Genomic DNA, 25,017 nt, shown 5'->3' on the forward strand with positions numbered 1-25,017 from the left:
CGTGTGCCCGCAACGGAGTCGATGATGAGCAGCCCGGACGCGCCGCGGACGGTGGCCGAGGCGGTGGCCGTACAGGATCGGTTGCGGCCGCTCGCGGACCTGGTCGGGCCGGGCCCGGACCGGCCCGCGACGGTGGCCGGCCTCGACGTCGCGTACGCGGAGAGCGGTGACCGGCTCGCCGCGGCCGTCACCGTGCTCGACGCCGCGACCCTGGCAGTGCTGGACCGGGCGGTCGAGGTGGGGCGGCCGGCCTTCGACTACGTGCCGGGGCTCTTCGCCTTCCGGGAGCTGCCCGCCCTGCTGGGCGCGCTCGACCGGCTGACCGTCAGCCCGGAGTTGCTGGTCTGCGACGGGCACGGGCTGGCCCATCCGCGCCGGTTCGGGCTCGCCTGCCACCTGGGCGTGCTGACCGGCCTGCCGACGATCGGGGTGGGCAAGACGCCGCTGGTCGGCCAGTGGGCAGAGCCGGGGCCGCGCCGGGGCGCCGCCAGCGACCTGATCGACCGGGGCGAGGTGGTGGGTCGGGTGCTGCGGACCCGGGACGGGGTGAAGCCGGTCTTCGTCAGCGTCGGCCACCGGATGAGCCTGGCGAACGCCGTCGCCCAGGTGCTCGCCCTGACCCCCCACTACCGCCTGCCGGAGACCACCCGCACCGCCGACCGCCTCAGCCGCGACGCCCTCACCGCCGCGACCACCCGGCCCCCGGGCCCCACCCTCCCTGGTTGACCAAGAAGTTTGCGCACGATTCCTGCCCAGATCCGTGCCCAAACTCCTTGATCAACCCGGGCGGGTGGGGGAGCGGGCGCGGGTGGGGGGTGATGCGGCGCTCATGTGGAGCGGTCGATGACCGGGGGGTGACCTGGGCCGGTAGTAACCTACCGGCGGACCCCAACGGGGAAGAGACGGTGAGGTGGACATGTCCGTGCGTCTGCAGGTGGCGCGACTGGTGACGGCCGGCGCGGTGCTGGGCGGCCTGCTGGTCGTCGGGGCGGCACCGGCGTACGCCGACGAGGACCGGGTCGGCGTGCGTGCGCCGGGCGAGTTCACCGCCGGTGGGTCGGCGGAGGGCGTGTCGGTCGAGGTGCGCAAGCGCACCGACGGTTGCGTGCTGCTGCGCACCTCGCTCACGCTGCGCCTGGACGGGATTACCGCCGACCAGGTGCGGGTAGAGGTGAACGCGGGCGGCCGCTGGTTCCCCGTGCCGGTCTCCGGCGGCGGGGCAGAGGTGAGCGTCCCCCGTACCTCGCCTGCGGATCCGACGTTGTGCAAGGGAAAGAGCATCACCGTCCGCTACCGGGTGGCCTTCGCGGAGGGCGCACCGGCGGGGCGGCTGCAGGTGGTCGGCGAGGCGACGAACGCCATCGGTCGGCTCCTCGGCCGGGGTGCCGACAGTTCCCGGGTCGACGGCCAGGCCGCCGCGCCCACCCCGACCAGGGAGCCCACCCCGACCCCCACCCCCAGCGCGGAGCCGACCGAGGCCGCGGTCGCCGCCCCGGGCGCGCCGACCCAGGCCGCGGTCGCCGGGCCGACCACCAGTCAGGCCGCTGCCGCCGACGCCGACGAGTCCTCCGGAGGATCCATGATCATGTACTTCGGCATCGCCATGGTCGCCGTGGGCGCCGGGCTGATCGCCCTCCTCATCCGCAACAACCGCAGGGACCGGGCGGACGCGGACGAGCAGGGTGGCTACCCGGGCCTCCCGGTGCCCCGCAACCCCGGCCCGACCACCTACCGCTCCGGCGGCGGGCTGCCGGGCACGACCCCCACGCCGACCAGCCAGGTGTACGGCCAGCAGCAGCCCCCGGCCCACGCCGGCGGCCTGTACGGCGCGGCCGGCGCGTACCCGACGGTCGCCCCGACCCCGCGCCCCACCGGCGGCGTGTACGGCGCCCGGCCGACCTCCGCCCCGCCGGCCCCCACCTCCGCGCCCCCGGAGCAGAGCCGGCCCACCTCGGCGCCGCCGGCCGGTCAGGGCGGCCCGGAGGCGGGCCCCGCGGGCGGCGACGCCACCACGTTCATGCCCCGCCTGCCCGGCTAGGACGGGGCGGACCCCGCTGCTCCGTTACGCTCGGGTCGTTGACGACCTGCTGCCAAGGAGCGAAACCGGTGTCTGACCTGTCCCAGATCGTGAAGGCGTACGACGTCCGTGGGACGGTGCCCGACCAGTGGGACGAGCGCACCGCCGAGGCTCTGGGCGCCGCCTTCACGCAGGTCCTCAACACCGCGGGTGAGCCCGGCGACGCCGTGTTGATCGCGCACGACATGCGGGCCACCGGCCCGGCCCTGGCCGCCGCGTTCGCCGTCGGCGTCCGGGCCGAGGGGCGCTCGGTGATCGAGCTGGGGCTCGGCTCCACCGACATGCTCTACTACGCCTCCGGCGCGCTCTCCCTGCCCGGCGCGATGTTCACCGCGAGCCACAACCCGGCGCAGTACAACGGCATCAAGATGTGCCGCTCCGGCGCCCGGCCGATCGGGCAGGACAGCGGCCTGGCCGACATCCGGGACCGGGCCCAGGCCATGCTGGCGGGCGGCGGGCGCGCGGCCGGCGAGCCGCAGGCCCCGGCCGAGCGCCGCGACCTGCTGGCGGACTACGCCGGGTACCTGCGCAAGCTGGTCGACCTGTCGACGATCCGGCCGCTGAAGGTCGTGGTGGACGCCGGCAACGGGATGGGCGGCTACACCGTGCCGACGGTGCTCGGCGACGCCGCGCTGCCGGCCCTGCCGCTGCAGATCGTCCCGCTCTACTTCGAGCTGGACGGCACCTTCCCCAACCACGAGGCCAACCCCCTCGACCCGAAGAACCTGGTCGACCTCCAGCGCGCGGTGGTCGCGCACAGCGCCGACCTCGGGCTGGCCTTCGACGGTGACGCCGACCGCTGCTTCGTCATCGACGAGCGCGGCGAACCGGTCTCGCCGTCCGCGATCACCGCCCTGGTCGCGGCCCGTGAGCTGGCCAGGCACCCCGGCTCCACGGTGATCCACAATGCGATCACCTCCCGTGCCGTGCCGGAGATCATCCGGGAGCATGGCGGGGTGCCGGTGGTGACCCGGGTCGGCCACTCCTTCATCAAGGCCGAGATGGCCCGTACCAACGCGATCTTCGGCGGCGAGCACTCCGCGCACTACTACTTCCGCGACTTCTGGTTCGCCGACACCGGCATGCTCGCCGCCATGCACACCCTGGCCGCGCTCGGTGAGCAGTCCCAGCCGCTGTCGATCCTGGCCAGCGTCTACGAGCGGTACACCGCCTCCGGTGAGATCAATTCCACGGTCGGCGACCAGGCCGCCCGGGTCGCCGAGGTGCGCGCCGCGTACCCGGAGGCGGAGGCCGACGAGCTGGACGGGCTCACCCTGCGCTTCCCCGACGGCGCCTGGTTCAACCTGCGCGCGTCCAACACCGAGCCGTTGCTGCGGCTCAACGTCGAGGGCCCGAGCGCGGAGCGGATGATCTCACTGCGCGACGAGGTGCTGGAGCGGGTTCGCCGATAAGATCGCCTGCGCCGGTCGGCACCGTCGACCGACGAACCGCACACGTGGAAGGAGCCGCGCCGTGGCCCTGGACCCGCAGTTGCTCGAGATCCTCGCCTGCCCGGACACGCACCACGCCCCACTGGACTACGACGCGCAGGCGCAGACCCTGACCTGCACCGAGTGCGGTCGGGTCTTCGAGGTGCGCGACGACGTGCCGGTGCTGCTGCTCGACGAGGCCCGCGGCGGCCCGCAGGCGAAGCCGTGATGGACGGTACGGCCGGGCTCAGCGGCCGGCGGGTGGCCGACGAGTCCGTGCTGGACGACCCGGACGCCTTCGCCGAGCACGACCCGGGCGGCATGCTGCGCTTCACCGCCTCGGCCGGCGCCCAGGTACGCGAGTCGGCGGCGCTGGCCGCCGAGGCGAACCTCTCCCTGCTGGAGGACGGCGGCCGCCCCCGGGCGGTCGTCATCGCCGGCATCGGCACCGCCGGGCGTACCGGGGACGTGCTCGCCACCGTCGCCGGGCCGCGCTGCCCGGTGCCGGTCATCGCGCACCGCAGCTCCGGCGTGCCCGGCTGGGTCGGCGCGGCCGACGTGGTGATCGCGGTCAGCGCCTCCGGCCGCAGCCCCGAGGCGCTCGGCGCCGCCGAGGCCGCGCACCGCCGCGGCGCCCGACTGGTCGCCGTCGGCGCGCCCGACTCGCAGTTGCAGTCGGTCGCCGAGCGGGCCCGGGCGCCGTTCATCCCGGTTCCCCGCCGCGCGCCGGCCCGGGCCAGCCTCTGGGCGCTCACCGTGCCGGTTCTGCTCGCCGCCCGTACGCTCGGCCTCGTGAAGGTCAACGAGGCGGATCTGGCGGAGACCGCGGCCCGGCTGGACGCCGACGCCGACCGCTGCCGGCCGACCGCGGAGTCCTTCGTCAACCCGGCGAAGTCGCTGGCCCTGGGGCTGGCCGGGTCGATCCCGATCGTCTGGGGGTCGTCCCCGCTGGCCACCGTCGCGGCCCGGCGTTTCGGCGACACCCTGTCGGCCAACGCCCGCTACCCGGTGGTCACCGGGGCGCTCGGCGAGGCCGGTCGCGGTCGGGTCGGCCTGCTCGACGGCGTCTTCGGCGGCCTGGTGGAGTCGGCGCGGGACATCTTCGCCGACCGCGAGGAGGTCGAGGGTGACCCGACGCGGCTGCGGCTGGTGCTGCTGCGCGACGGCGGGCTCAACGCCGAGGACGACACCGACGAGCCGCTCGCCGTCGAGGAACGCCGCGCCGACGCGGTGCAGACCCTCGCCGAGCGGCGCGGGGTGCGCTGCGACGTGGTGACCGCGGAAGGCGGTTCCGCGCTGGAGCGGCTCGCCTCGCTCGTCGCGGTGCCCGACTTCACCTCGATCTACCTCGCCCTGGCCCACGGCCTGGACCCCATGGCCGTCCCGGCCGTCACGGAAATGAAGGAGCTGTCGAACCAGTGAGCGCAAATGGCGGGACGAAGGCGATCGTCGCCGCCCTGTTGGCCAACATCGGCATCGCCATCACCAAGTTCATCGCGTTCCTGCTGACGAGCTCCTCGTCGATGCTGGCGGAGTCGATCCACTCGGTGGCCGACTCCGGCAACCAGGGCCTGCTGCTGCTCGGCGGCAAGCGGGCCAAGCGGGAGGCCACTCCGCAGCACCCCTTCGGGTACGGCCGCGAGCGCTACATCTACGCGTTCATCGTGTCGATCGTGCTGTTCAGCCTCGGTGGCCTCTTCGCGCTCTACGAGGCGTACCACAAGGCGGCCGACCCGCACCCGATCGAGAGCTGGAAGTGGGTGCCGGTCCTGGTGCTGGTGGCCGCGATCGCGATGGAGGGCTTCTCCTTCCGGACCGCCATCAAGGAGTCGAACCACACCCGGGGCAGCCAGTCCTGGGTGAAGTTCATCCGCCGGGCCAAGGCGCCCGAGCTGCCGGTGGTGCTGCTGGAGGACTTCGGCGCGCTGGTCGGTCTGGTCTTCGCGCTCTTCGGCGTCGGGATGACGCTGATCACCGACAACGGCAGGTGGGACGCGGCCGGCACCGCGATGATCGGCGTGCTGCTGGTGATCATCGCGATCGTGCTGGCGATCGAGACCAAGAGCCTGCTGCTCGGTGAGGGCGCGGACCCGAAGGACCTCGCCGCCATCGAGCGGGCGATCACCGATGGTCCCGAGGTTCAGCAGATCATCCACATGAAGACGCTCTACCTCGGCCCCGAGGAGCTGATGGTGGCCGCCAAGATCGGCGTGCTGCCGTGCGACAGCGCCGAGGACTTGGCCCGCGGCATCAACGCCGTCGAGGCCCGGATCCGCACCGCCGTGCCGATCGCCCGGGTCATCTACCTGGAGCCGGACATCTACAGCGCCGCCGCGGAGCGGGCCGGTACCGGCGCCGCGTCGCACACCGCCGTCCCGCAGCCGGACACCGAGCCGGGTGAGCGGGCCGGGGGCTGACCGTGGAGCTGCTCTACGGCCCGATCCGCGACTACGCCTGGGGGTCACGTTCGGCTATCGCCGAACTCCAGGGGCGTCCGGTGCCCAGCGACGGGCCGGAGGCGGAGCTGTGGCTGGGCGCCCACCCGGGCGCCCCGGCCACGGTGGATCGGGACGGCGACCGGGTGAGCCTGGTCGACCTGCTGGCCGCCGATCCGGGCCACTGGCTTGGCGAGCGGGTGCTCGGCCGGTTCGGTGCCCGGCTGCCGTTCCTGCTGAAGGTGCTCGCCGCGGACGCCCCGCTGAGCCTCCAGGCCCACCCGGACGCCGCGCAGGCCCGGGCCGGCTACGCGGCCGACGCCGACCGCACCGACGGGCGGCGCAACTACGTCGACCCGTATCACAAGCCGGAGCTGTTGGTCGCGCTCTCGCCGATGGCGGCGCTCTGCGGTTTCCGGGACCCGGCGGTCTCGGCGGAGGTGCTCGCCGGGTTCGGCGTACCCGCGCTGGCGCCCGTGGTGGACGCGTTGCGCACCGGGCCGGTGGGGCTGCGGGAGGCCGTACGCCTGCTGTTGACCTGGCCGGCCGCGGAGCGGGCCGGGCTGGTGGCGGCCGTGGTGGCGGCCCCGGTCGCCGGCGGCGACGCGGAGCTGGCCCGGGCCCTGGCGGAGGCCTATCCGGGCGACCCGGGAGTGCTGGTGGCGTTGCTGCTGCACCACGTGCGGCTGGCGCCGGGCGAGGCGATCTGGATGCCGGCCGGCAACCTGCACGCCTACCTGCGCGGCACCGGGGTGGAGATCATGGCGGCCAGCGACAACGTGCTGCGCGGCGGGCTCACCCCGAAGCACGTGGACGTCGGCGAGCTGCTGCGGGTGCTCCGGTTCGAGGTGCTGGACGACCCGGTGGTGCGCCCGGAGCCGGTGGCACCCGGGGTGGTCCGCTGGCCGGTGCCGATCGAGGACTTCGCGCTGCACCGGGTGACGGTGGGCACGGCCACCCCGTCGGTGCGGCTGGCGCTGGCGGGGCCCCGGGTGGTGCTCTGCCTCGGCGGCACGCTCACCGTGGACGACGGCGCTGGCCCGGTGACTCTCGCCACGGGGCAGGCGGCGATCGGTGCGGCCACCGCGCAGCCGCTGGTCTTCGCCGGTGCGGGCGAGGCGTACGTGGCGACCTGCGGCACCTGCTGAGCCGCGCGACCACGCCACAAGTCCGACTTTTCCGAAATAGCTTGACGCACCCCTGGCGCGGTGTGACTCTATGGGTACGCAGCGTTGTCGCGACGAAGGTTCGAGAGCGCGCGAGGGAACCAAACCGGGGGGATGCACGGGGCGGCCGGCGGGTGGATGGAAAGTCCGTCCATCACCGACCGCCCCGTGCGCTGTCTGCAAGGTCCTCCGCGCGGCATCGAGGCACGCGCGTAAGGTGGACGGTCGGGCAGTACATCGTTCGACAGGAGCTTCCATGACCAGCACCCTCCCGGCGTCCACCAGTGGCGCGCGGCCGAGCACCCTCGCCGAGGGCGACTACAAGGTGGCGGATCTGTCGCTCGCCGAGTTCGGGCGCAAGGAGATCCAGCTTGCCGAGCACGAGATGCCCGGCCTGATGGCGATCCGTCGTGAGTTCGCCGACGCCCAGCCGCTGGCCGGCGCGCGGATCACCGGCTCGCTGCACATGACCATCCAGACCGCCGTCCTGATCGAGACCCTGGTCGCGCTCGGCGCGCAGGTCCGCTGGGCGTCCTGCAACATCTTCTCCACCCAGGACCACGCCGCCGCGGCGATCGTGGTCGGCCCCACCGGCACCCCCGAGGCACCGGCCGGCGTCCCGGTCTACGCCTGGAAGGGCGAGAGCCTGGAGGAGTACTGGTGGTGCACCGAGCAGGTGCTCGCCTGGCCGGACGGGCAGGGCCCGAACATGATCCTCGACGACGGCGGCGACGCCACCCTGCTCGTGCACAAGGGCGCCGAGTTCGAGAAGGCTGGGGTCGTCCCGCCGGTCGAGTCCGCCGACTCCGAGGAGTACGCGGTCATCCTCCAGGTGCTGCACCGCACCCTGGGTGAGGACAACCAGCGCTGGACCCGGATCGCCGCCGGCATCAAGGGCGTGACCGAGGAGACCACCACCGGCGTGCACCGGCTCTACGAGATGCACCGCGCCGGCACCCTGCTCTTCCCGGCCATCAACGTCAACGACTCGGTGACCAAGAGCAAGTTCGACAACAAGTACGGCTGCCGGCACTCGCTGATCGACGGCATCAACCGGGCCACCGACGTGCTCATCGGCGGCAAGGTGGCCGTCGTGCTCGGCTACGGCGACGTCGGCAAGGGCTGCGCGGAGTCGCTGCGCGGCCAGGGCGCCCGGGTCGTGGTGACCGAGGTCGACCCGATCTGCGCCCTCCAGGCGGCGATGGACGGCTACCAGGTCGCCACCCTGGACGACGTGGTCGAGACGGCCGACATCTTCATCACCGCGACCGGCTGCTTCGACGTCATCACCAACGAGCACATGGCCCGGATGAAGCACCAGGCCATCGTGGGCAACATCGGCCACTTCGACAACGAGATCGACATGGCCGGCCTGGCCAAGCGCTCGGACGTCACCCGGATCAACATCAAGCCGCAGGTCGACCTCTGGAAGTTCGAGGACGGCCACGCCATCATCGTGCTCTCCGAGGGCCGCCTGCTGAACCTGGGCAACGCCACCGGTCACCCGAGCTTCGTGATGTCGAACTCGTTCTCCAACCAGACCATCGCCCAGATCGAGCTCTACACCAAGACCGAGGAGTACCCGGTCGGCGTGTACGTGCTCCCCAAGCACCTGGACGAGAAGGTCGCCCGGCTGCACCTGGACGCGCTGGGCGCCAAGCTGAGCAAGCTCACCAAGGAGCAGGCCGCCTACCTCGGCATCGCCGAGGAAGGCCCGTTCAAGCCGGAGCACTACCGCTACTGAGTTCCGCTGAGGACCGGGCCGGCCGCCACGCGGCCGGCCCGGTCCTTTCGTGTACGCCGCGACGGTGGGCTGGCGGTGGCCGACGTTCAAGGGGCCGGGCGGTCCCGCCGGACGCTACAAACTTGATGACGCCAACGAATCGCGGCTCTCAGTCACGCCCCGCGCCCCGCGCCACTCGGCCACCAGCCTCGCTCCTACCGCCTCGCGGCCGCGCCTGACGCCTAACGCCTCATTCCTGCCGCCTCGCTCCTACCGCCTTGCGCCCGCGCCTAACCCCCGGCGCCGACCGCCGACCGCCTGCCGCCTCACGCCTCACGCCTGACGCCTACCGCCTGACGCCTACCCGCCCCACGCCTACCCGCCCCACGCCTGACGCCTACCGCCTGGCGCCTGGCACCTCGGACGCCGGAGACGCACATCCGATTCGTTGACGACATCAAGTTCGTAGCGTCCGAAACGGCGCCCGGGGCGGCAGCGGCCGACGCACGGTGGTGTAGCGACCCAGCGGAACGTCGTACCCGGACAGCAGCACGCTGGCCGGGTCGACGGGATGGTGTGTGGGTGTCCTGGACGCCGGGGCCCGGTGCCCGACACCGCCCGACGCCGGGGCCCGGCGCCGCGGCCGAGGGAGCGGGTCAGCGGGGATCGCGGCGGGTGGGGCGGATCCAGGTCCAGACGCACCAGGCCAGCCAGGCGAGGGAGACCGCGGCGGCCAGCGGGCGCAGCCGCAGCGCGCTGAGCACGACGACCAGCGCCAGCACCGCCAGCCACGGACCGAAGCCCTTCACGGCCGCCGTCCGGGCGGCTGGTGGCGAAGCGCACAGGGGCCGGAAGTCCCTGGCGGCGTGGTGCCCGGCGGGCGGAGGGTGGTGGTGCGGAGCGTGTCGGGCACGGGCCGTCCTGTCCTGGGGGTCCGTCGATCCTCCCACGGCCGGACCGGCCGGTGGCCGCCCTCGGTGTGATCCGGGCCGGAGCGGGACCAGAGTGAAGTCCTCATGAACGACTTGACGGCCACCCCGGATCAGAGGGAAGGTATGGCTGCCCTAAGTTAACTGAGGCAAACCTGACCAAGACACGGAGTACCGATGTTCGCCACGTACCTGATCGGCCTGCGGGAGGGCCTGGAAGCGACGCTCGTCGTCAGCATCCTGGTCGCATTCCTGGTGAAGTCGCAGCGCCGGGACCGGCTGCCCCAGGTCTGGGCCGGCGTCGGCCTGGCCGTGGCGCTCTCGGTGCTCTTCGGCTGGCTGATCGAGTACACCTCCACCTCGCTGCTGGCCCGCTCCGAGGACCGGGAGCTCTTCGAGGCGGTCACCTCCGTCGCCGCCGTGGTCTTCGTGACCTGGATGATCTTCTGGATGCGCCGGGCCGCCCGGACGATCGCCGGTGAGCTGCGCGGCAAGCTGACCGACGCGCTCGCGGTCGGCTCCCTCGCGGTGGCCGGCATGGCCTTCCTCGCGGTGATCCGGGAGGGCCTGGAGACCGCGCTGATCTTCTACTCGGCGGCGCAGAGCGCGGCCGGTGGCGCCGGCCGCGGTCCGCTGCTCGCGCTGGCCGGCGGCATCGCCACGTCCGTGGTGATCGGTTTCCTGCTCTACCGCAGCGCGCTGAAGATCAACCTGTCGAAGTTCTTCACCTGGACCGGCGCGCTGCTGATCCTCGTCGCCGCCGGCATCCTCAAGTACGGCGTGCACGACTTCCAGGAGGCCGGCGTCCTGCCCGGCCTGAACGACCTGGCCTTCGACATCACCTCCGTGCTCGACCCGACCACCTGGTACGCGGCCCTGCTCACCGGGATGTTCAACATCACCGCCGCGCCGAGCGTGCTGGAGATGGTCGCCTGGGTGGCGTACGCCGTCCCGGTGATGGTGCTCTTCCTCAAGAAGCCCGCGACCGCCCCGAAGCCCCCGGCCGCCGCCCCGGCGCAGCCGGCCGCGGCCGCCGGCGCCCCGGCCGAGCCCGCCGAGTCGACCGCCTCGGCCACCGCGCCCCCGCGCGCCTGACCCGCCTTCCTCGAGGAGACAGAACTGATGCGTACCACCCGCTTCCTGGTGCTCGCCGCCACCGGCGTGCTGGCCGTCACCGGCGTCACCGCCTGCGGCGCCGACGACGGCAAGGAGGCCGCGAAGGCCGGCAACGCGGTCACGGTCAAGGCCACCGACACCGCCTGCGAGGTCGACCGCACCGACCTGGCCGCCGGCCAGGCCACCTTCACGGTGACCAACTCCGGCAGCAAGGTCAACGAGTTCTACGTCTACGCCGCCGGCGACCGGGTGATGGGCGAGGTGGAGAACATCGCCCCGGGGCTGAGCCGTGAGCTGCGCGTCGAGCTGCCCGCCGGGACGTACGAGACGGCCTGCAAGCCCGGGATGAGCGGCCGGGGCATCCGCGGCGCGCTCAAGGTCAGCGGCACCGCCGCGACCGTCGCGCCGGACGCCGCGCTGGCCCAGGCGACCGCCAGCTACCAGCGGTACGTGACCAGCCAGACCGCCGCCCTGCTGACCAAGACCGAGGAGTTCGTCACCGCGGTCAAGGCCGGCGACGTGGCGAAGGCCAAGGCGCTCTACCCGGTCGCCCGCACCTACTGGGAGCGGATCGAGCCGGTGGCGGAGAGCTTCGGCGACCTCGACCCGAAGATCGACGGCCGCGAGGAGGTCGTCGAGGAGGGCATGGAGTTCACCGGCTTCCACCGGATCGAGAAGGACCTCTGGGGCAACGGCGACATCAGCAAGGACGGCCCGATCGCCGACCGGCTGCTCGCCGACGTCAAGGAGATCGTGGCCAAGGCCAACGCCGAGAAGCTCACCCCGCTCCAGCTCGCCAACGGCGCCAAGGCGCTGCTCGACGAGGTCGCCAGCGGAAAGATCACCGGCGAGGAGGAGCGGTACTCGCACACCGACCTCTGGGACTTCAACGCCAACCTCGAGGGCTCCAAGGCCGCCGTCGCCTCGCTCCGCCCCGCCCTGGAGCAGCGCGCGCCGGAGCTGGTGAGCCAGCTCGACACCGAGTTCGCCAACGTCGAGAAGGTGCTCGGCAAGCACCGTGACGGCGACGGCTGGAAGCTGCACACCGCGCTGAGCAAGACCGAGCTCAAGGAGCTCTCGGACAGCATCAACGCCCTCGCCGAGCCGATCAGCAAGGTCGCCGCCGTCGTCGCCCGATGACGGCCGGTCCCCTCCCAGGAGATTCGATGAGCGAGCAGAACACCGCCACCTCCACCGACACCGCCCGCGGCGGACTGTCCCGGCGGCGGGCCATCACCCTGGCCGGGGTCGGCGTCGCCGGCGTGGCCGGGGTCGCCGCCGGCGCGGGCGCGCTGGTCCGGGGCGCCGACCACGCGGCGGCGAACGACACCGCCGCCGGGGCGGTGCCGTTCCATGGCGAGCACCAGGCGGGGATCACCACCCCCGCCCAGGACCGGCTGCACTTCGTCGCGTTCGACGTCATCACCAAGGACCGGGCGAAGCTCGTCGCCCTGCTCCAGGAGTGGTCGGCCGCCGCCGCCCGGATGACCAGCGGCCGGGACGCCGGGGTGATCGGCGCGGTGGACGGTATGCCGGAGGCCCCGCCGGACGACACCGGCGAGGCGCTCGGCCTGCCGCCGTCGCAGCTCACCCTCACCGTCGGCTTCGGGGCCACGCTCTTCCGTGACGCCCAGGGCCGGGACCGGTTCGGCATCGCCGACCGCCGGCCGGCCGCCCTGGCCGACCTGCCGCACTTCGCCGGGGACGCGCTGCGCCCGGAGATCTCCGGCGGCGACATCTGCGTCCAGGCCTGCGCCAACGACCCGCAGGTGGCGGTGCACGCCATCCGCAACCTGGCGCGGATCGGCATGGGCGTGGTCAGCGTCCGCTGGTCGCAGCTGGGCTTCGGGCGTACCTCGTCGACCTCCCGGGACCAGGCCACGCCGCGCAACCTGTTCGGCTTCAAGGACGGCACCGCCAACCTCAAGGCGGAGGACAGCGGCCTGCTGCGCGAGCAGCTCTGGGCCCAGCCCGGCGACGGGCCGGACTGGATGACCGGCGGGTCGTACCTGGTCACCCGCAAGATCCGGATGCAGGTCGAGACCTGGGACCGCAGCTCGCTGGCCGAGCAGGAGCAGATCGTCGGCCGGACCAAGCGGGCCGGCGCGCCGCTGGGCCGCACGGACGAGTTCGACGAGCCGGACTTCGCGGCCAAGGGCGACGACGGGGAGCCGGTGATCGCCGAGACGGCGCACGTCCGGCTGGCCCACCCCACCCGCAACAACGGCGCCCGCCTGCTGCGCCGGGGCTACAACTTCGTCGACGGCTCCGACGGGCTGGGCCGGCTCGACGCGGGCCTGTTCTTCATGGCGTACCAGCGGGACCCGCGCAAGCAGTTCGTGCCGATCCAGACCCAGCTGGCCCGGCACGACGCGATGAACGAGTACCTGCGGCACGTCTCCAGCGCCGTCTTCGCCTGCCCGCCCGGCGTCCGGGACGCCGCCGACCACTGGGGTCGGGCCCTGTTCAGCTGATCGCCGGGGTGCCGATCGGGGCCGGGTCGACCGGCGCCGGGCCGGGGTCCGCCCAGAGGGCCGCGGTGGTGGCCCGCGCCGACCGCAGTCGCAGCGCGCCGCGCCGGTTCCGCTCGGCCAGCACGGCGGCCAGCAGCAGGGCCTCCGGTACGCCTGGGGGCGCCGCCGGCGAGGTCACCGCGGCCACCTCGCCCCACAGCCCCGCCGCGAGCCGGGTCCGGGACGGCTCGGCGAACTCCTGCGCCCGGGTCAGGTACTGCCGCACGGCCAGCGCCAGCGCGTCGTCCAGCCGGCTCAGCTCCAGCCGGCCCGCCCAGCCGGCCAGCGGCGGGATGATCATCGGGGCGGGGCGCCAGGGGTGCGTCGTGCGGGTGTGCACCACCATCGTGCCGGCCACCAGGTCACCGAGGCGCCGCCCGCGCGGGTCGGTGAGCATCACCGCCACGCCCGCCACCCAGCTCAGCAGGGGCAGCACCAGGCCCGGCCACTCCACGGCCACCCCGACCAGCGCGCGGGTCAGCGACTGCCGCACCCCGACCGGGCCACCGTCGGTGCTCACCACCCGCAGCCCGACCGCCAGCTTGCCGACCGTCCGCCCGTGGCAGAAGCGTTCCCAACAGACCGGGTAGCCCACCAGCACCGCCACCAGCCCCACCGTGAGAAGGGCGTCACCGAGGGCCTCGTCCAACACCGCCTCGGGCAGCACGTTGAGGGCCAACGGGATCAGCGCCACGGCCAGCAGGGCGGCGATGGCCACCTGGGCCACGATGTCGATCAGCAGCGCCAGCACCCGGGAGCCCAGCCGGGCGACCCGGACGTCCAGCTCGACGGCCTCGCCGCTGACCAGGCCGGCGTCTGCGGCCCGACCGGTCGTCGGGACCGCGACGGGCACCGGCGGTTGCGCTCTCACCCGCACAGTGAACACTATGAGCGCCGGACGGGGGAGGACCAGTGGATCTCGACGCGTACGTCGGCGAGCACGCCCACGAGTGGCGACGGCTCGAGCTGTTCCTCGACCGTCGCCGGCTCGACGCCGACGAGATCGACGAGCTGGTGACGCTCTACCAGCGCACCGCCACCCACCTCTCCGCCGTACGCGGCAGCGCACCCGATCCCATGCTGGTCAGCCGCCTCTCCCAACTGGTGCTGCGGGCCCGCGCCCGGATCACCGGCCGCCGCCGCGCCTCCTGGGCCGCCGTCGGCCGGTTCGTCACGGTGGGCTTCCCGGCCGCGGTCTGGCGCGCGTGGCCCTGGTGGTGCGCGGTGGCGACCGGCTTCAGCCTGCTCAGCGGCTTCCTGATCTGGTACGTCGCCGGGCACCCCGACACCGCGGCGGCGTTTATCGGCCCGGACGCCGCGGCCGACCTGGTCGACTCCGGTTTCGCCGGCTACTACACCGAGTTCTCCGCGCCCACGTTCGCCTTCCACCTGTGGACCCACAACGCGTGGATCGCCGCGCAGTGCCTCGCCTCCGGGGTGCTCGTCGTGCCGGTCTTCTACCTGCTGTGGCAGAACGCGCTCAACGTCGGCGTGGTCGGCGGCGTGATGATCTCGTACGACCGGGCGGACGTGTTCTTCGGCCTGATCACCCCGCACGGGCTGCTGGAGCTGACCGGGATCTTCGTCGCCGCCGGGGTGGGGCTGCGCACCGGCTGGGCGTGGATCTCCCCACCGGCGCACCTGACCCGCGGCCGGGCGGTCGCCGAGGCGGGCCGGTCCGCGATCCTGGTCGCCGTCGGCCTGGTCGGGCTCTTCGCGGTCTCCGCGCTGCTGGAGGCGTTCGTCACCCCGGCGCCGGTGCCGACCGCGCTGCGGATCGGGGTGGGCACCGCCGTCTGGCTCGGCTTCCTCGGGTACGTCGTGGTGTGCGGCCGTCGGGCGGTGGCCGCCGGTCAGAGCTGACCGAGCGCCTTGAGCCGCAGGTAGGTGTCCGCGACCGCGGGGGCCAGCCGGTCCGCGGGCGCGTCCACCACCGAGACGCCGTACCGGGCGAGGGCGGCGCGCACCCGGTCCCGCTCGGCCAGCGCCCGCAGGGCCGCCGCGGCCGCGTACGGGTCCTCCCGGCGGGCCGGGGCGGCGCCGGTCAGCGCGGCGAGCACCGGGTCCTGGGCGGCCGCGATCACCACCCGGTGCCGGGCGGCCAGCCGGGGCAGCACCGGCAGCAGCCCCTCGGCGAGGGGGGCCGCCTCCAGGGCGGTGAAGAGCACCACCAGGCTGCGTCGCCGCTCCCGACGCAGCACCTCCCCGACGATCAGCGCGAAATCGGTCTCCACCAGCGCCGGTTGCAGCGGGGCCACCGCGGTGACCAGCCGACCGAGCAGCGCCGGCCGGTGGTGGCCGGTCACGGTGGCCCGGATCGCGGTGTCGGCGGCGATCAGGTCGACCCGGTCGCCGGCCCGGGCGGCCAGGACGGTGAGCAGCAGAGCCGCGTCGATGGCGGTGTCCAGCCGGGGCTCGTCGCCGACCCGGACCGCCGAGGTCCGGCCGGTGTCCAGCACGCAGACGAGCCGGCGGTCCCGCTCCGGTCGCCAGGTGCGTACCAGCACGTCGGAGCGGCGGGCGCTGGCCCGCCAGTCGATCGAGCGGACGTCGTCGCCGACCACGTACTCGCGCAGGTTGTCGAACTCGGTGCCCTGGCCGCGCCCCCGGGCGACCTGGGTACCGTCGATCACCCGCAGTCGGGAGAGCTTCTCCGGCAGGTGCCGGCGGGAGTCGAAGCGGGGCAGCACCCGCAGCGTCCAGGGCGGCGTGGCGGGCCGCCCGGCGCGCTGCCGGAACGCCAGCCCCAGCGGGCCGAACGAGCGCAGCGCGAGCGCCACCGCCGGCCGGTCGCCGCGCCGGGTCGGGGTGAGCAGGCTGGGCAGCAGCGCCTCCCCGCCGGCCACCACCCGCAGCAGCCGCTCCGGCGGTACGTCGGGTCGGGCGCCCGCCGAGGGCACCCAGGCGTCCCGGACCTGGGCGCGCAGCGTACGGCCGGAGGTGTTGGCCAGGCGCAGCGCGACGGTGGCGGTGCCGCCGAGCCGGACGGTCCGGTCGCCCTCCCGGGCGGTCACCACACCGTGCAGTGGGGCGGCCAGCGCCCAGTCCACGGCGGTCAGCAGCAGCACGGCGCCGGTCATCACGGCCACGCCGAGGAACGGCGCCGGCCAGGCCGGCAGGGTCAGCGCGCCCCCCAGCAGCAGGACGGCCGCCCGCCAGGTCATCGGGGCGTCGGCACGGTGGCCAGCACCGTGTCCAGCACCGCGTCCACGCCGACGCCCTCCAGTTCCACCTCGGGCCGCAGCCGTAGCCGGTGCCGCAGCGTCGGCCGGGCGGTGGCCTTCACGTCGTCCGGGGTGACGTGGTCCCGGCCGGCCAGCCAGGCCCACGCCTTGGCGGTGCCGAGCAGCGCCGTGGCGCCCCGGGGCGAGGCACCCAGCTCCAGCGCCGGCGCGGCCCGGGTCGCCCGGCACAGGTCCACGATGTAGCCGAGCAGCGGTTCGGCCACGTGCACCCGGCCGACCGCGTCCCGGGCGGCGGCCAGGTCGGCGGCGGTGGCCACCGGGCGTACGCCGGCGCCGGCCAGGTCGCGCGGGTCGAAGCCGGCGTGATGGGCGCGCAGCACCCCCAGCTCCTCGTCCCGGGCGGGCAGCGGCACGGTCAGCTTGAGCAGGAACCGGTCCAGCTGCGCCTCGGGCAGCGGGTAGGTGCCCTCGTACTCGACCGGGTTCTGGGTGGCGGCCACGATGAACGGGTCGGGCAGCGGCCGCCGGGCCCCCTCCACCGACACCTGCCGCTCCTCCATCACCTCCAGCAGCGCCGACTGGGTCTTCGGCGGCGTCCGGTTGATCTCGTCGGCGAGCAGCAGGTTGGTGAAGACCGGCCCCTCCCGGAAGGTGAACGCGGCGGTACGCGGGTCGAAGATCAGCGAACCGGTCACGTCGCCCGGCATCAGGTCCGGGGTGAACTGGACCCGCTTCGAGTCGAGGTCCAGCGCGGCGGCGACCGTCCGGACCAGCAGGGTCTTGGCCACCCCCGGTACGCCCTCCAGCAGCACGTGGCCCCGGCAGAGCAGCGCGATCACCATGCCGGTGACCACCGCGTCCTGACCGACGACCGCCTTGGCCACCTCGGTACGCAGCCGGTGCAGCGCGGCCCGGGCCTCGTCCGGGCCGGCCGTGGTCTCGGCGGTCAAGGGTCGGCTCACCGGTGGTCTCCTTCGGTCGGGTACGCGGCGGATGCCGTGACCGTACGGGTCACCCGGTCCAGCGACCGGGCCAGCTCCAGCAGTTCGGCGTCGGACTCCGGCTCCGCGCCGTACAGCAGCTCGTGCGCCTGCTCCACGGTCCCGCCGGCCCGGGCGGCGACCCGGGCGGCCACCTCGGCGGGCGGGGTCTCGGCGGGCAGCTGGAGCCGGCCGCGCAGCCGGTCCAGGGCGGCGGCGCGCAGCGTGCTCGCGGCCGGGCCCCGGGCCCGGGCGTGCTGGTACAGGCGGGCCCGGCCGAGGACCGTCTCGGCGGCGCGGACCCGCACCGGCAGCGGCTCGGCCACCGGCGGGCCGAGCCGCCGGGCCCGCCAGAGCACCAGCAGCAGCGCGGCCAGGGTGAGCTGGGCCAGCAGCGCCCAGAACCAGGTCGGGAAGGCGTCCCAGAGCGGGTTGCGATCGTCCGGCGACCCGGCCGAGTCCGACTGCCCGCCGTCGCCGCTGCGCGACGGTCCGCCGTTCCCCGAGGACCCGCCCGGGCGGCCACCGCCGGCCGGGTCGCCGGTGCCGTCCCCCGGGGCGCCGCCGTCCCCGGCCGTCGGGTCGCCGCCCCGGCCGGGGCCCGGGGTCGGGTCGCCGCCCGGGCCGGGCGCGGTCGTCGGGGGCGCCGCCGCCGGGCCGTCCAGGTCGAGCCAGACCACCCGGCCGTACCGGGACAGCAGGCCGGTGGCCAGGGCGGCGTTGCCCCACTCGCCGATCCGGTCGTTGCGGAACGGGTCACCGGCGCCGATCACCACCACGTCGGTGCTCCACGGCACCTGGACCAGCCCCGACCCGTAGCAGCGGTCCAGCGCCACCGTTCGGCCCGTCGGCACCGCGTACCGCTGCCGGTGGGCGGCGGCCGTGCCGGCCCGGGCCGCCTCGGGCAGCGGGCAGGGGCGGCCGTCGCTCGAAGGGTCGACCGCCCGGGTGGCCCAGCGGCGGCCGGTCGGCACCAGCGGCAGCCCGGCCGACTCCAGTAGCCGGCGGGACGGGTCGACCAGGAGGAGCCGGCGGCCGGCGGGCACTTCGCCGAGCAGGCGCAGGGTTTTCGGGTGCAGCAGTTCCGGCGCCGGTACGAAGAGGGTGGCCCGCCCGTCGTCCAGCGCGTCGAACGCGCGCAGCGGGTCGGTCTCCCGCTGCACGGTGACGCCCTGCGCGCGTAGCGCCTCGGCTAGCCGGCTGCCGCCGTCGTCGTCGGTCGCCACCGGGGAGAGGTATCCCGGGTCGGCCGGGTCCGGCTGGTCGACGGCGTGCATGACGAGGGTGCCGGTGAGCAGCAGGGCCGCCGCCGCGAGCGGGATCAGCACCCGGTGCCGGCGGCGGCGCCGGGGCGGTGGCGGGATTTGGCCGGCCGGGGCGGCGGCCGGGTCCGGGGCGGCGGCCGGGGCCGAAACGGTGGCGGTCATTCGGGAGCCCCCTCCGTCGGCCGGCCGGCGAGCGCCCCGTCCAGCTCCTCGGCGAGTTCCCGCATCCGCCGGTCGTGCGCGGCGGAGGCGGGCCGCTGGGCGTACCAGAGCTCGGAGAAGATCGCCCCGGCCGCGCGCAGCGGCGGGTCGACCGGCGGTCGGTTGGCGGCCGCCGCGCTGGTCAGCTCGGTGACGGTCATCCCGGGCCGCTGCTGGACCGCGCCGGCCGCGACCAGCCGGCGGACCATGCCCCGCAGCCGTTCCCGGACGGCCTCGGCGTACCGCCCCTCGGCGGCCAGCCGGTCGGCGAGCGACTGCGCCGGCGCGGCGGGCGGGCCGGTCTCGCCGGCACGGGGGCGGGGCAGCGCCGACGCGGACGCGGGCGCCTTGCGGGTCCGGCGCCGCCGCCGGGGCAGCCGGGGCCGGGGGAACCGGGGCAGCCGTAGTCGGGGCAGCCGTAGTCGGGGCAGCCGTAGTCGGGGCAGCCGTAGTCGGGGCAGTCGGCGCGGCACCCAGGCCGGGAAGTGGTACCAGGCCAGGGCGACCAGCCCGGCGAGCAGCACCAGCAGCAGCGCGGCCAGCGGCAGCGGCACGACATCGCCGAGGGCGGCGACCGCCTCGGTCCACCAGCGGTCGGCGCTCACCTGTCGGCCGCCAGCAGGACGGGCTCGGGGAGGCCGGCCGGGGAGCGGGACAGCCGGATGTCCAGCCCCTCGGTGCGCATCCGGACGTCCAGGTGGACGACCGCGTCCAGGCAGGCCAGCGCCGGGTACGCCACGCTGTTCACCGCCGCCCAGGCGGCCATCGCCAGCCAGGGCGCCGCTGCGGGGCCGACGTCGACGAGGTCCAGCGAGCGCAGGCCGTGGAAGACACCGAGGGCCAGCCCGACCCGCAGGAACCACCAGCCGAGGTAGCCCAGCAGCCGGACCAGGCCGGCCCGGCCGCCTCCTCGGGTGGCGAGCCGCGCGGCCCGGGACCAGGCCTCGCCGCGGTGGACCCGGTCGATCACCAGGGCGGCGGCCACCGACCCGGTGAGCCCGTACGCGACGGCCCAGACCGGCCCGAGCAGGGCGGCCAGCCCGACCAGCAGCCCGGTCAGCGGGGCGAGGAGCAGGGAGGCGCCCCACCGCGCGTCGGCCGGACGGAGCAGCTCGCGTACGCCGGCCCGCCGGCCGAGCAGCGCGGCCCCGGCGGCCCGGGCGGCCGGGTTGCCGAGCAGCGTGACGATCACCGCCTCGATGCCGGCGCCGACCACCACCACCTGCCACCACCGGCCGACCAACCCGGAGTTGGCGAACCACATCGGCGGGGTGGTGAAGGCGGCCTGCCGTAGCGGGTACAGCAGCAGCTGTTCGCCCACGGCGAGGACGGCGGCCAGCGGGATCAGCAGGCGGCCGTGGCCGCGCAGCAGCAGCACGGCGGAGTCGAGCAGTTCCCCGACGGTGAGCGGGCGCCCGGGGAGCACGGCGGTCGGGCCGACGTCGGGCACGCGTACTCCTGGCGGGGTGTGGTGGCGGACGGCGACGCGCCCGGGGATCATGGTGACACGCCCGGCCCGATCGGGTGGACCCGCACGCCGGGTGGCCTCCGGAGGTCCGCCGGCGCGGCGGTGTTGCGTGTGGGACGTGCGGTGACGCGGCCCACGGCAGTACCGTGCCGGGTGAACGCCGATCCCACGAACTGAACGGGGATGGAAACATCAATCCCATGAGAGCCCGGGTACTGGTGGTCGACGACGACCCCGCGCTCGCCGAGATGCTCGGCATCGTCCTGCGCAGCGAGGGTTTCCTGCCCTCGTTCGTCGCCGACGGGGAACGGGCACTGGCCGCGTTCCGGGACAGTCGACCCGACATCGTCCTGCTCGACCTGATGCTGCCCGGGATGAGCGGCATCGACGTGGCCCGGGCGATCCGGGCCGAGTCCGGCGTGCCGATCGTGATGCTGACCGCCAAGAGCGACACGGTGGACGTGGTGCTCGGGCTGGAGTCCGGCGCCGACGACTACGTGGTGAAGCCGTTCAAGCCCAAGGAGCTGGTGGCCCGAATGCGGGCCCGGCTGCGCCGCGGCGAGGACGTCGCCCCGGAGATGCTGACCATCGGCCCGCCCGGCAACCAGATCACCATCGACGTGCCGGCGCACACGGTGACCCGGGACGACGAGGAGGTGAAGCTGACGCCGCTGGAGTTCGACCTGCTGGTCGCGCTCGCCCGCAAGCCGCGCCAGGTCTTCACCCGGGAGGTGCTGCTGGAGCAGGTCTGGGGCTACCGGCACGCGGCGGACACCCGGCTGGTGAACGTGCACGTGCAGCGGCTGCGCGCCAAGATCGAGCCCGATCCGGAGCGGCCGGAAATCATCCTCACCGTTCGGGGCGTGGGCTACAAGGCGGGTACCGGATAGCCTGGTCGCACCGTGACCAGTTCCCCGAACTCCCACCTCGACCCGTCCGCCGGCTGGCGTCCGGCCGTGCGGGCGCTGCGTCGTGTGCTGGTGGGCCGGTTCCTGCGGCTCGTCGCCGGCCTGCGCCAGACCTGGCGGCGGTCGTTGCAGGTGCGGGTGGTGACCATCACGCTGGTGGCGTCCAGCCTGCTGGTGGGCGGTTTCGCCTATCTGATCGCTGACAAGATCACCAACATCCTGCTGGAGAACGCCCAGACCGACGTGCTGCTGCGGCTGCGCAGCGGGAGCGACTACTCGTCGAAGCAGTTCAAGCTCTACAGCCAGCCGCAGGACGCCCAGCTCCAGGACACCATTGAGGGCACGGTCAACTACCTGGCCGGCGGTGACCCGCAGCAGACCAGCGGGGTGGTCGTGGCGATCACCGCCGACAACTACGCCGGCATCATCGACACCCGCACTTCGCCGGCGCTGGACGTCCGGCCGCTGATCAGCCGGGAGCTGCGGGCGGCGGTCGCCGACGGCAAGATCGCCCACCAGATCCAGACCGGCCGGCTCACCGGCGACCGGACGAAATACCTGGTGTACGGCTCGCCGGTGCCCACCCGGTTCGGTCAGGTGGAGCTCTACTACCTGGTGCCGCTCAACCGGCAGGACGCCACGGCCGCCGACGCCCGGTCCACCGTGCTCGCCACCGGGGTGGCCCTGGTGCTGCTGCTCGGCCTGCTCGCCGCCCTGGTGACCCGGCTGGTCGTCACCCCGGTCCGGGTGGCCGCGCGGACGGCCCAGCGGCTCTCCGCCGGCCTGCTCGACCAGCGGATGGTGGTCAACGGCGAGGACGATCTGGCGCTGCTGGCCGCCTCGTTCAACCAGATGGCGACCAACCTGCAACGGCAGATCCTCCGCCTGGAGGAGATGTCCCGCCTGCAACGCCGGTTCACCTCCGACGTGTCGCACGAGCTGCGCACCCCGCTGACCACGGTCCGGATGGCCGCCGACCTGATCTTCGCCGAGCGCGACGAGTTCGACCCGGCGGTGGCCCGCAGCGCCGAGCTGCTCCAGGCCGAGCTGGACCGGTTCGAGGAGCTGCTCACCGACCTGCTGGAGATCAGCCGCTTCGACGCCGGCTTCGCGATGCTCGACTCGGAGCCGACCGACCTGGTGCCGGTGGTGCACCGGGTCGCCGACCGGCTCGCCGGGCTGGCCGAGCGGGTCGGGGTGACCATCGAGCTGGACGTGCCGACCACCCCGGTGATCGCCGAGGTCGATCCCCGCCGGGTCGAGCGGGTGCTGCGCAACCTGGTGGGCAACGCCGTCGAGCACGGCGAGGCGAAGCCGGTGCTGATCACCCTGGGCGTCGACCAGACCGCCGTGGCGCTGACCGTGCGCGACCACGGCGTCGGCCTCAAGCCGGGCGAGGAGAAGCTGGTCTTCAACCGGTTCTGGCGGGCCGACCCGTCGCGGGCCCGGCAGACCGGCGGAACGGGGCTGGGGCTGTCGATCAGCCTGGAGGACGCCCGGCTGCACGGCGGCTGGCTGGAGGCGTGGGGGGCACCCGGGCAGGGCGCCCAGTTCCGGCTCACCCTGCCGGCCCGGGCGGGGGACCGGCTCACCACCTCGCCGCTGCGACTGGTGCCGGCCGACGCCGCGCTGCCCTTCGGCGGCCCGCGCGACGGGGAGATGCTGGCCATCGGGCCCGCTGGCGACGGCGCGCTGGCGATCGGCCCCGGGTCGGCGACCGGCAACGGTCGGGCGGAGGTGCGCTCGTGACGACGTGGGGTGGGCGCCGGCCGACTGTCGCCGGGGTGTTCTGTGCCGTCCTGCTCGCCGTCGGTGCCGCCGGCTGCGGCATCCCGGCGAACTCCGAGGTGCAGGTGGACGGCTCGGGGCCGGCGGTGGAGGCCGGTGCGTCCAGCTTCCGCAAGGAGCCGCCGACCCGGACGGCCAGCGGGACGAACCGGGGGGCGTTCGTCGACAACTTCCTGTCCGCGGCGGCGGGCGAGCCGGAGCGGGCGTACACCCGGGTTCGGCAGTTCATCGACCGGGACAGCCGGAACCGGTTGCCGGACAAGCCCGGCAACGAGACCGTGATCAACGTGATCCGGCTGACCGACCGGCCGGTGATCACCGAGAACGTCGGCGGCGACATCAGTGTCGTGCTGACCGTCGAGCAGGTCGGCCAGCTGCGCGCCGACGGAGTGCTGTCGCCGCCGGTGGCGACGGAGGACACCTACCGGTTCTCGCTGCGCAGCGCCGGGCAGGAGGGGACCGACGAGGCCGGCCTCTACGTCACCAACCCGCCGAACGTGCTGCTGATGAGCACCGACGCGCTGCGCCAGTACTACCAGCCCCGCAACGTCTACTTCTGGAACTCCAACCAGAACCGGAACTCCAACCAGAGCCGGCTGGTCGCCGACCAGCGCTACCTGCCGCAGGCCGTGGCGAGCGAACGCCTGGTCAGCGAGGTGGTCCGGTGGCTGACCGGCGGGCCGTCGGAGTGGTTGGGCCCGGGCGTGACCGGGTTGCCGAAGGGCACCAACCTGATCAACAACGCCGTCGAGACGGACGGCCGCTGGGAGGTCGCCCTCGACCTGCCCGGTGACGACCACCGCCGGCTGCAGCAGCTCGCCACCCAGCTCGCCTGGTCGTTGCCGGACCTGCACGGCCAGCTCCAGCTGACCACCCGCAACCAGTCCCGGGTACGCATCGACGACCTCGACGAGCACCGGCTCGCCCACCCGCTCTACCCGCTGGGCGACGGCCCGCAGCCGTTTACCGTCTTCGACGGCGCCATCCACCCGCTGTCGTTCCCGGAACAGTCCACCGGCACCGCGCCGCTGGCGGCGGCGGCCAACCGGGGCATCGTCTCGGCGGCGGTCCGCCGCGCCGACGACCGCCTCTTCGCCGCGCTGGTGACCGCCGCCCCCGGCGGCCGGCAGCGGTTGCGGGTCGGCTACGGCGCCGACCCGGTGCCGGCGACGCGCGAGTCGAAACAGACGTTCCCCGCGATCGGCCGGCCGGTCTGGCTGCGCTCGCCGGATCCGGCCCAGCCGTACGGCCTGGTGACGGCCGGCGGCCGGCTCTACCGGTTCGACGACGGGGCCGACATGCTGCAAGTGCCGCTGAACGTCCCCGGCGCGGTGAGCGCGGTGGCCGCCTCGCTGGACGGGCAGCGGATCGCCCTGATCGTCGGCGGCAAGCTCTACGTGGCGGTGGTCATGGACCCGGGCGGAGTGTCGCTGGGGCCGGCCCGGGAAGTGCCCACCTCACTGACCGACCTGTCGGCGGTGGACTGGGCGGCGGAGAACGCCCTCGTGGTCGCCGGCACGGCGGAGCGGTCGGGGGTGTACGAGGTCGGCGTCGACGGGACGGTGGAGACCCCGCTGGTGAGCGACGTGGGCGCCAAGGTCACCCACCTGGCCGCGTACCCCACCAACCCGGTCCTCACCCGGCCCGGCGCGTTGATCATGTACGAGGCCAACGGGGTGGCCTACCGCTACCCGTCGGCGGAGAAGATCCTCGGCGACCAGGTGCTGGACGTGACCCCACCGCCGGCCGGCGGGGCGGGCAGCCCGACCGCGCCCTTCTTCCTCTTCTGAGCCCCTCGTGCGGGACGTCGGCGGGCTCTGGGCGGACCTGACC

Annotated in this window: 22 protein-coding genes; 15 read left to right on the forward strand and 7 right to left on the reverse strand. The window is 74.4% G+C overall.

Features of this window, described 5'->3' with window-relative positions:
• The first annotated feature begins 24 nt into the window (after nt 1–24).
• The 8 genes from nfi to ahcY all read left to right on the forward strand — a co-directional run bounded on the left by nfi (nt 25) and on the right by ahcY (nt 8,852).
• Nucleotides 25–726, forward strand: coding sequence for a deoxyribonuclease V (nfi, locus tag AC5RWQ_RS21830; protein ID WP_494284539.1), 702 nt, complete (start codon nt 25–27; stop codon nt 724–726).
• A gap of 190 nt (nt 727–916) precedes the next feature.
• The gene (locus tag AC5RWQ_RS21835; protein ID WP_494284540.1) at nt 917–2,038 is read left to right on the forward strand and encodes a hypothetical protein; all 1,122 of its coding nucleotides are present in this window, start codon (nt 917–919) and stop codon (nt 2,036–2,038) included.
• 68 nt (nt 2,039–2,106) lie between these two features.
• The gene (locus tag AC5RWQ_RS21840; protein WP_494284541.1) at nt 2,107–3,489 is read left to right on the forward strand and encodes a phosphomannomutase/phosphoglucomutase; all 1,383 of its coding nucleotides are present in this window, start codon (nt 2,107–2,109) and stop codon (nt 3,487–3,489) included.
• A gap of 61 nt (nt 3,490–3,550) precedes the next feature.
• A complete protein-coding gene (locus tag AC5RWQ_RS21845) occupies nt 3,551–3,736 on the forward strand; it encodes a Trm112 family protein (RefSeq protein WP_334492025.1) in 186 nt (61 codons plus the stop codon).
• A complete protein-coding gene (locus AC5RWQ_RS21850) occupies nt 3,733–4,929 on the forward strand; it encodes an SIS domain-containing protein (protein ID WP_494284542.1) in 1,197 nt (398 codons plus the stop codon). The genes AC5RWQ_RS21845 and AC5RWQ_RS21850 overlap by 4 nt, the downstream gene beginning before the upstream one ends.
• The gene (locus tag AC5RWQ_RS21855) at nt 4,926–5,924 is read left to right on the forward strand and encodes a cation diffusion facilitator family transporter (protein WP_494284543.1); all 999 of its coding nucleotides are present in this window, start codon (nt 4,926–4,928) and stop codon (nt 5,922–5,924) included. The genes AC5RWQ_RS21850 and AC5RWQ_RS21855 overlap by 4 nt, the downstream gene beginning before the upstream one ends.
• 2 nt (nt 5,925–5,926) lie before the next feature.
• Nucleotides 5,927–7,090 carry a mannose-6-phosphate isomerase, class I gene (gene manA, locus AC5RWQ_RS21860; protein WP_494284544.1) on the forward strand — a complete coding sequence of 388 codons (1,164 nt, stop codon included), beginning with the start codon at nt 5,927–5,929 and terminating at the stop codon, nt 7,088–7,090.
• Between the two features lie 274 nt (nt 7,091–7,364).
• Nucleotides 7,365–8,852 (forward strand): adenosylhomocysteinase, encoded by a 1,488-nt coding sequence (gene ahcY, locus AC5RWQ_RS21865; protein ID WP_494284545.1) that lies wholly within the window; start codon nt 7,365–7,367, stop codon nt 8,850–8,852.
• A 635-nt stretch (nt 8,853–9,487) separates the two neighbouring features.
• Here the strand turns inward: ahcY and AC5RWQ_RS21870 are convergent.
• On the reverse strand, nt 9,488–9,640 hold the full coding sequence (locus AC5RWQ_RS21870) for a hypothetical protein (RefSeq protein WP_494284546.1): 153 nt from the start codon (nt 9,638–9,640) through the stop codon (nt 9,488–9,490).
• A 297-nt stretch (nt 9,641–9,937) separates the two neighbouring features.
• Between AC5RWQ_RS21870 and efeU the strand changes: the two genes are divergently transcribed.
• From efeU to efeB, 3 genes are read left to right on the forward strand one after another with little or no spacing between them, the layout of a single operon-like run.
• Complete coding sequence (gene efeU, locus AC5RWQ_RS21875) at nt 9,938–10,855, forward strand: iron uptake transporter permease EfeU (protein WP_494284547.1); 918 nt, start codon at nt 9,938–9,940, stop codon at nt 10,853–10,855.
• Between the two features lie 27 nt (nt 10,856–10,882).
• Nucleotides 10,883–12,016 (forward strand): iron uptake system protein EfeO, encoded by a 1,134-nt coding sequence (gene efeO / locus AC5RWQ_RS21880; protein ID WP_494284548.1) that lies wholly within the window; start codon nt 10,883–10,885, stop codon nt 12,014–12,016.
• 26 nt (nt 12,017–12,042) lie between these two features.
• Nucleotides 12,043–13,350, forward strand: coding sequence for an iron uptake transporter deferrochelatase/peroxidase subunit (gene efeB, locus AC5RWQ_RS21885; protein WP_494284549.1), 1,308 nt, complete (start codon nt 12,043–12,045; stop codon nt 13,348–13,350).
• On the opposite strand, the gene AC5RWQ_RS21890 is transcribed toward efeB, so the two are convergent.
• Nucleotides 13,343–14,260, reverse strand: a complete 918-nt coding sequence (locus tag AC5RWQ_RS21890) for an RDD family protein (protein WP_494284550.1) — start codon at nt 14,258–14,260, stop codon at nt 13,343–13,345. The genes efeB and AC5RWQ_RS21890 overlap by 8 nt on opposite strands.
• Before the next feature lie 41 nt (nt 14,261–14,301).
• Between AC5RWQ_RS21890 and AC5RWQ_RS21895 the strand changes: the two genes are divergently transcribed.
• Nucleotides 14,302–15,252 (forward strand): stage II sporulation protein M, encoded by a 951-nt coding sequence (locus AC5RWQ_RS21895; RefSeq protein ID WP_494284551.1) that lies wholly within the window; start codon nt 14,302–14,304, stop codon nt 15,250–15,252.
• Here the strand turns inward: AC5RWQ_RS21895 and AC5RWQ_RS21900 are convergent.
• The 5 genes from AC5RWQ_RS21900 to AC5RWQ_RS21920 are packed head-to-tail and all read right to left on the reverse strand — an operon-like array spanning nt 15,243 to nt 20,470.
• On the reverse strand, nt 15,243–16,553 hold the full coding sequence (locus AC5RWQ_RS21900; protein ID WP_494284552.1) for a DUF58 domain-containing protein: 1,311 nt from the start codon (nt 16,551–16,553) through the stop codon (nt 15,243–15,245). The two genes, AC5RWQ_RS21895 and AC5RWQ_RS21900, sit on opposite strands and share 10 nt — an antisense overlap.
• A complete protein-coding gene (locus AC5RWQ_RS21905; RefSeq protein ID WP_494284553.1) occupies nt 16,550–17,536 on the reverse strand; it encodes an AAA family ATPase in 987 nt (328 codons plus the stop codon). Before AC5RWQ_RS21905 ends, AC5RWQ_RS21900 begins: the two co-directional genes overlap by 4 nt.
• Nucleotides 17,533–18,981, reverse strand: a complete 1,449-nt coding sequence (locus AC5RWQ_RS21910; protein ID WP_494284554.1) for a DUF4350 domain-containing protein — start codon at nt 18,979–18,981, stop codon at nt 17,533–17,535. Before AC5RWQ_RS21910 ends, AC5RWQ_RS21905 begins: the two co-directional genes overlap by 4 nt.
• A complete protein-coding gene (locus AC5RWQ_RS21915; RefSeq protein ID WP_494284555.1) occupies nt 18,978–19,625 on the reverse strand; it encodes a DUF4129 domain-containing protein in 648 nt (215 codons plus the stop codon). The genes AC5RWQ_RS21910 and AC5RWQ_RS21915 overlap by 4 nt, the downstream gene beginning before the upstream one ends.
• Nucleotides 19,622–20,470 carry a hypothetical protein gene (locus AC5RWQ_RS21920; protein WP_494284556.1) on the reverse strand — a complete coding sequence of 283 codons (849 nt, stop codon included), beginning with the start codon at nt 20,468–20,470 and terminating at the stop codon, nt 19,622–19,624. The genes AC5RWQ_RS21915 and AC5RWQ_RS21920 overlap by 4 nt, the downstream gene beginning before the upstream one ends.
• 218 nt (nt 20,471–20,688) lie before the next feature.
• Here AC5RWQ_RS21920 and mtrA point away from each other — a divergent pair, with 218 nt between their 5' ends.
• The 3 genes from mtrA to AC5RWQ_RS21935 all read left to right on the forward strand — a co-directional run bounded on the left by mtrA (nt 20,689) and on the right by AC5RWQ_RS21935 (nt 24,974).
• The gene (gene mtrA / locus AC5RWQ_RS21925) at nt 20,689–21,378 is read left to right on the forward strand and encodes an MtrAB system response regulator MtrA (RefSeq protein WP_334492000.1); all 690 of its coding nucleotides are present in this window, start codon (nt 20,689–20,691) and stop codon (nt 21,376–21,378) included.
• 90 nt (nt 21,379–21,468) lie between these two features.
• Nucleotides 21,469–23,145, forward strand: a complete 1,677-nt coding sequence (mtrB, locus tag AC5RWQ_RS21930; protein ID WP_494284566.1) for an MtrAB system histidine kinase MtrB — start codon at nt 21,469–21,471, stop codon at nt 23,143–23,145.
• A complete protein-coding gene (locus AC5RWQ_RS21935; protein ID WP_494284557.1) occupies nt 23,142–24,974 on the forward strand; it encodes an LpqB family beta-propeller domain-containing protein in 1,833 nt (610 codons plus the stop codon). Before mtrB ends, AC5RWQ_RS21935 begins: the two co-directional genes overlap by 4 nt.
• The last annotated feature ends 43 nt before the right edge of the window (nt 24,975–25,017 follow it).

The sequence above is a fragment of the Micromonospora sp. BS32 genome (genome assembly GCF_059089345.1).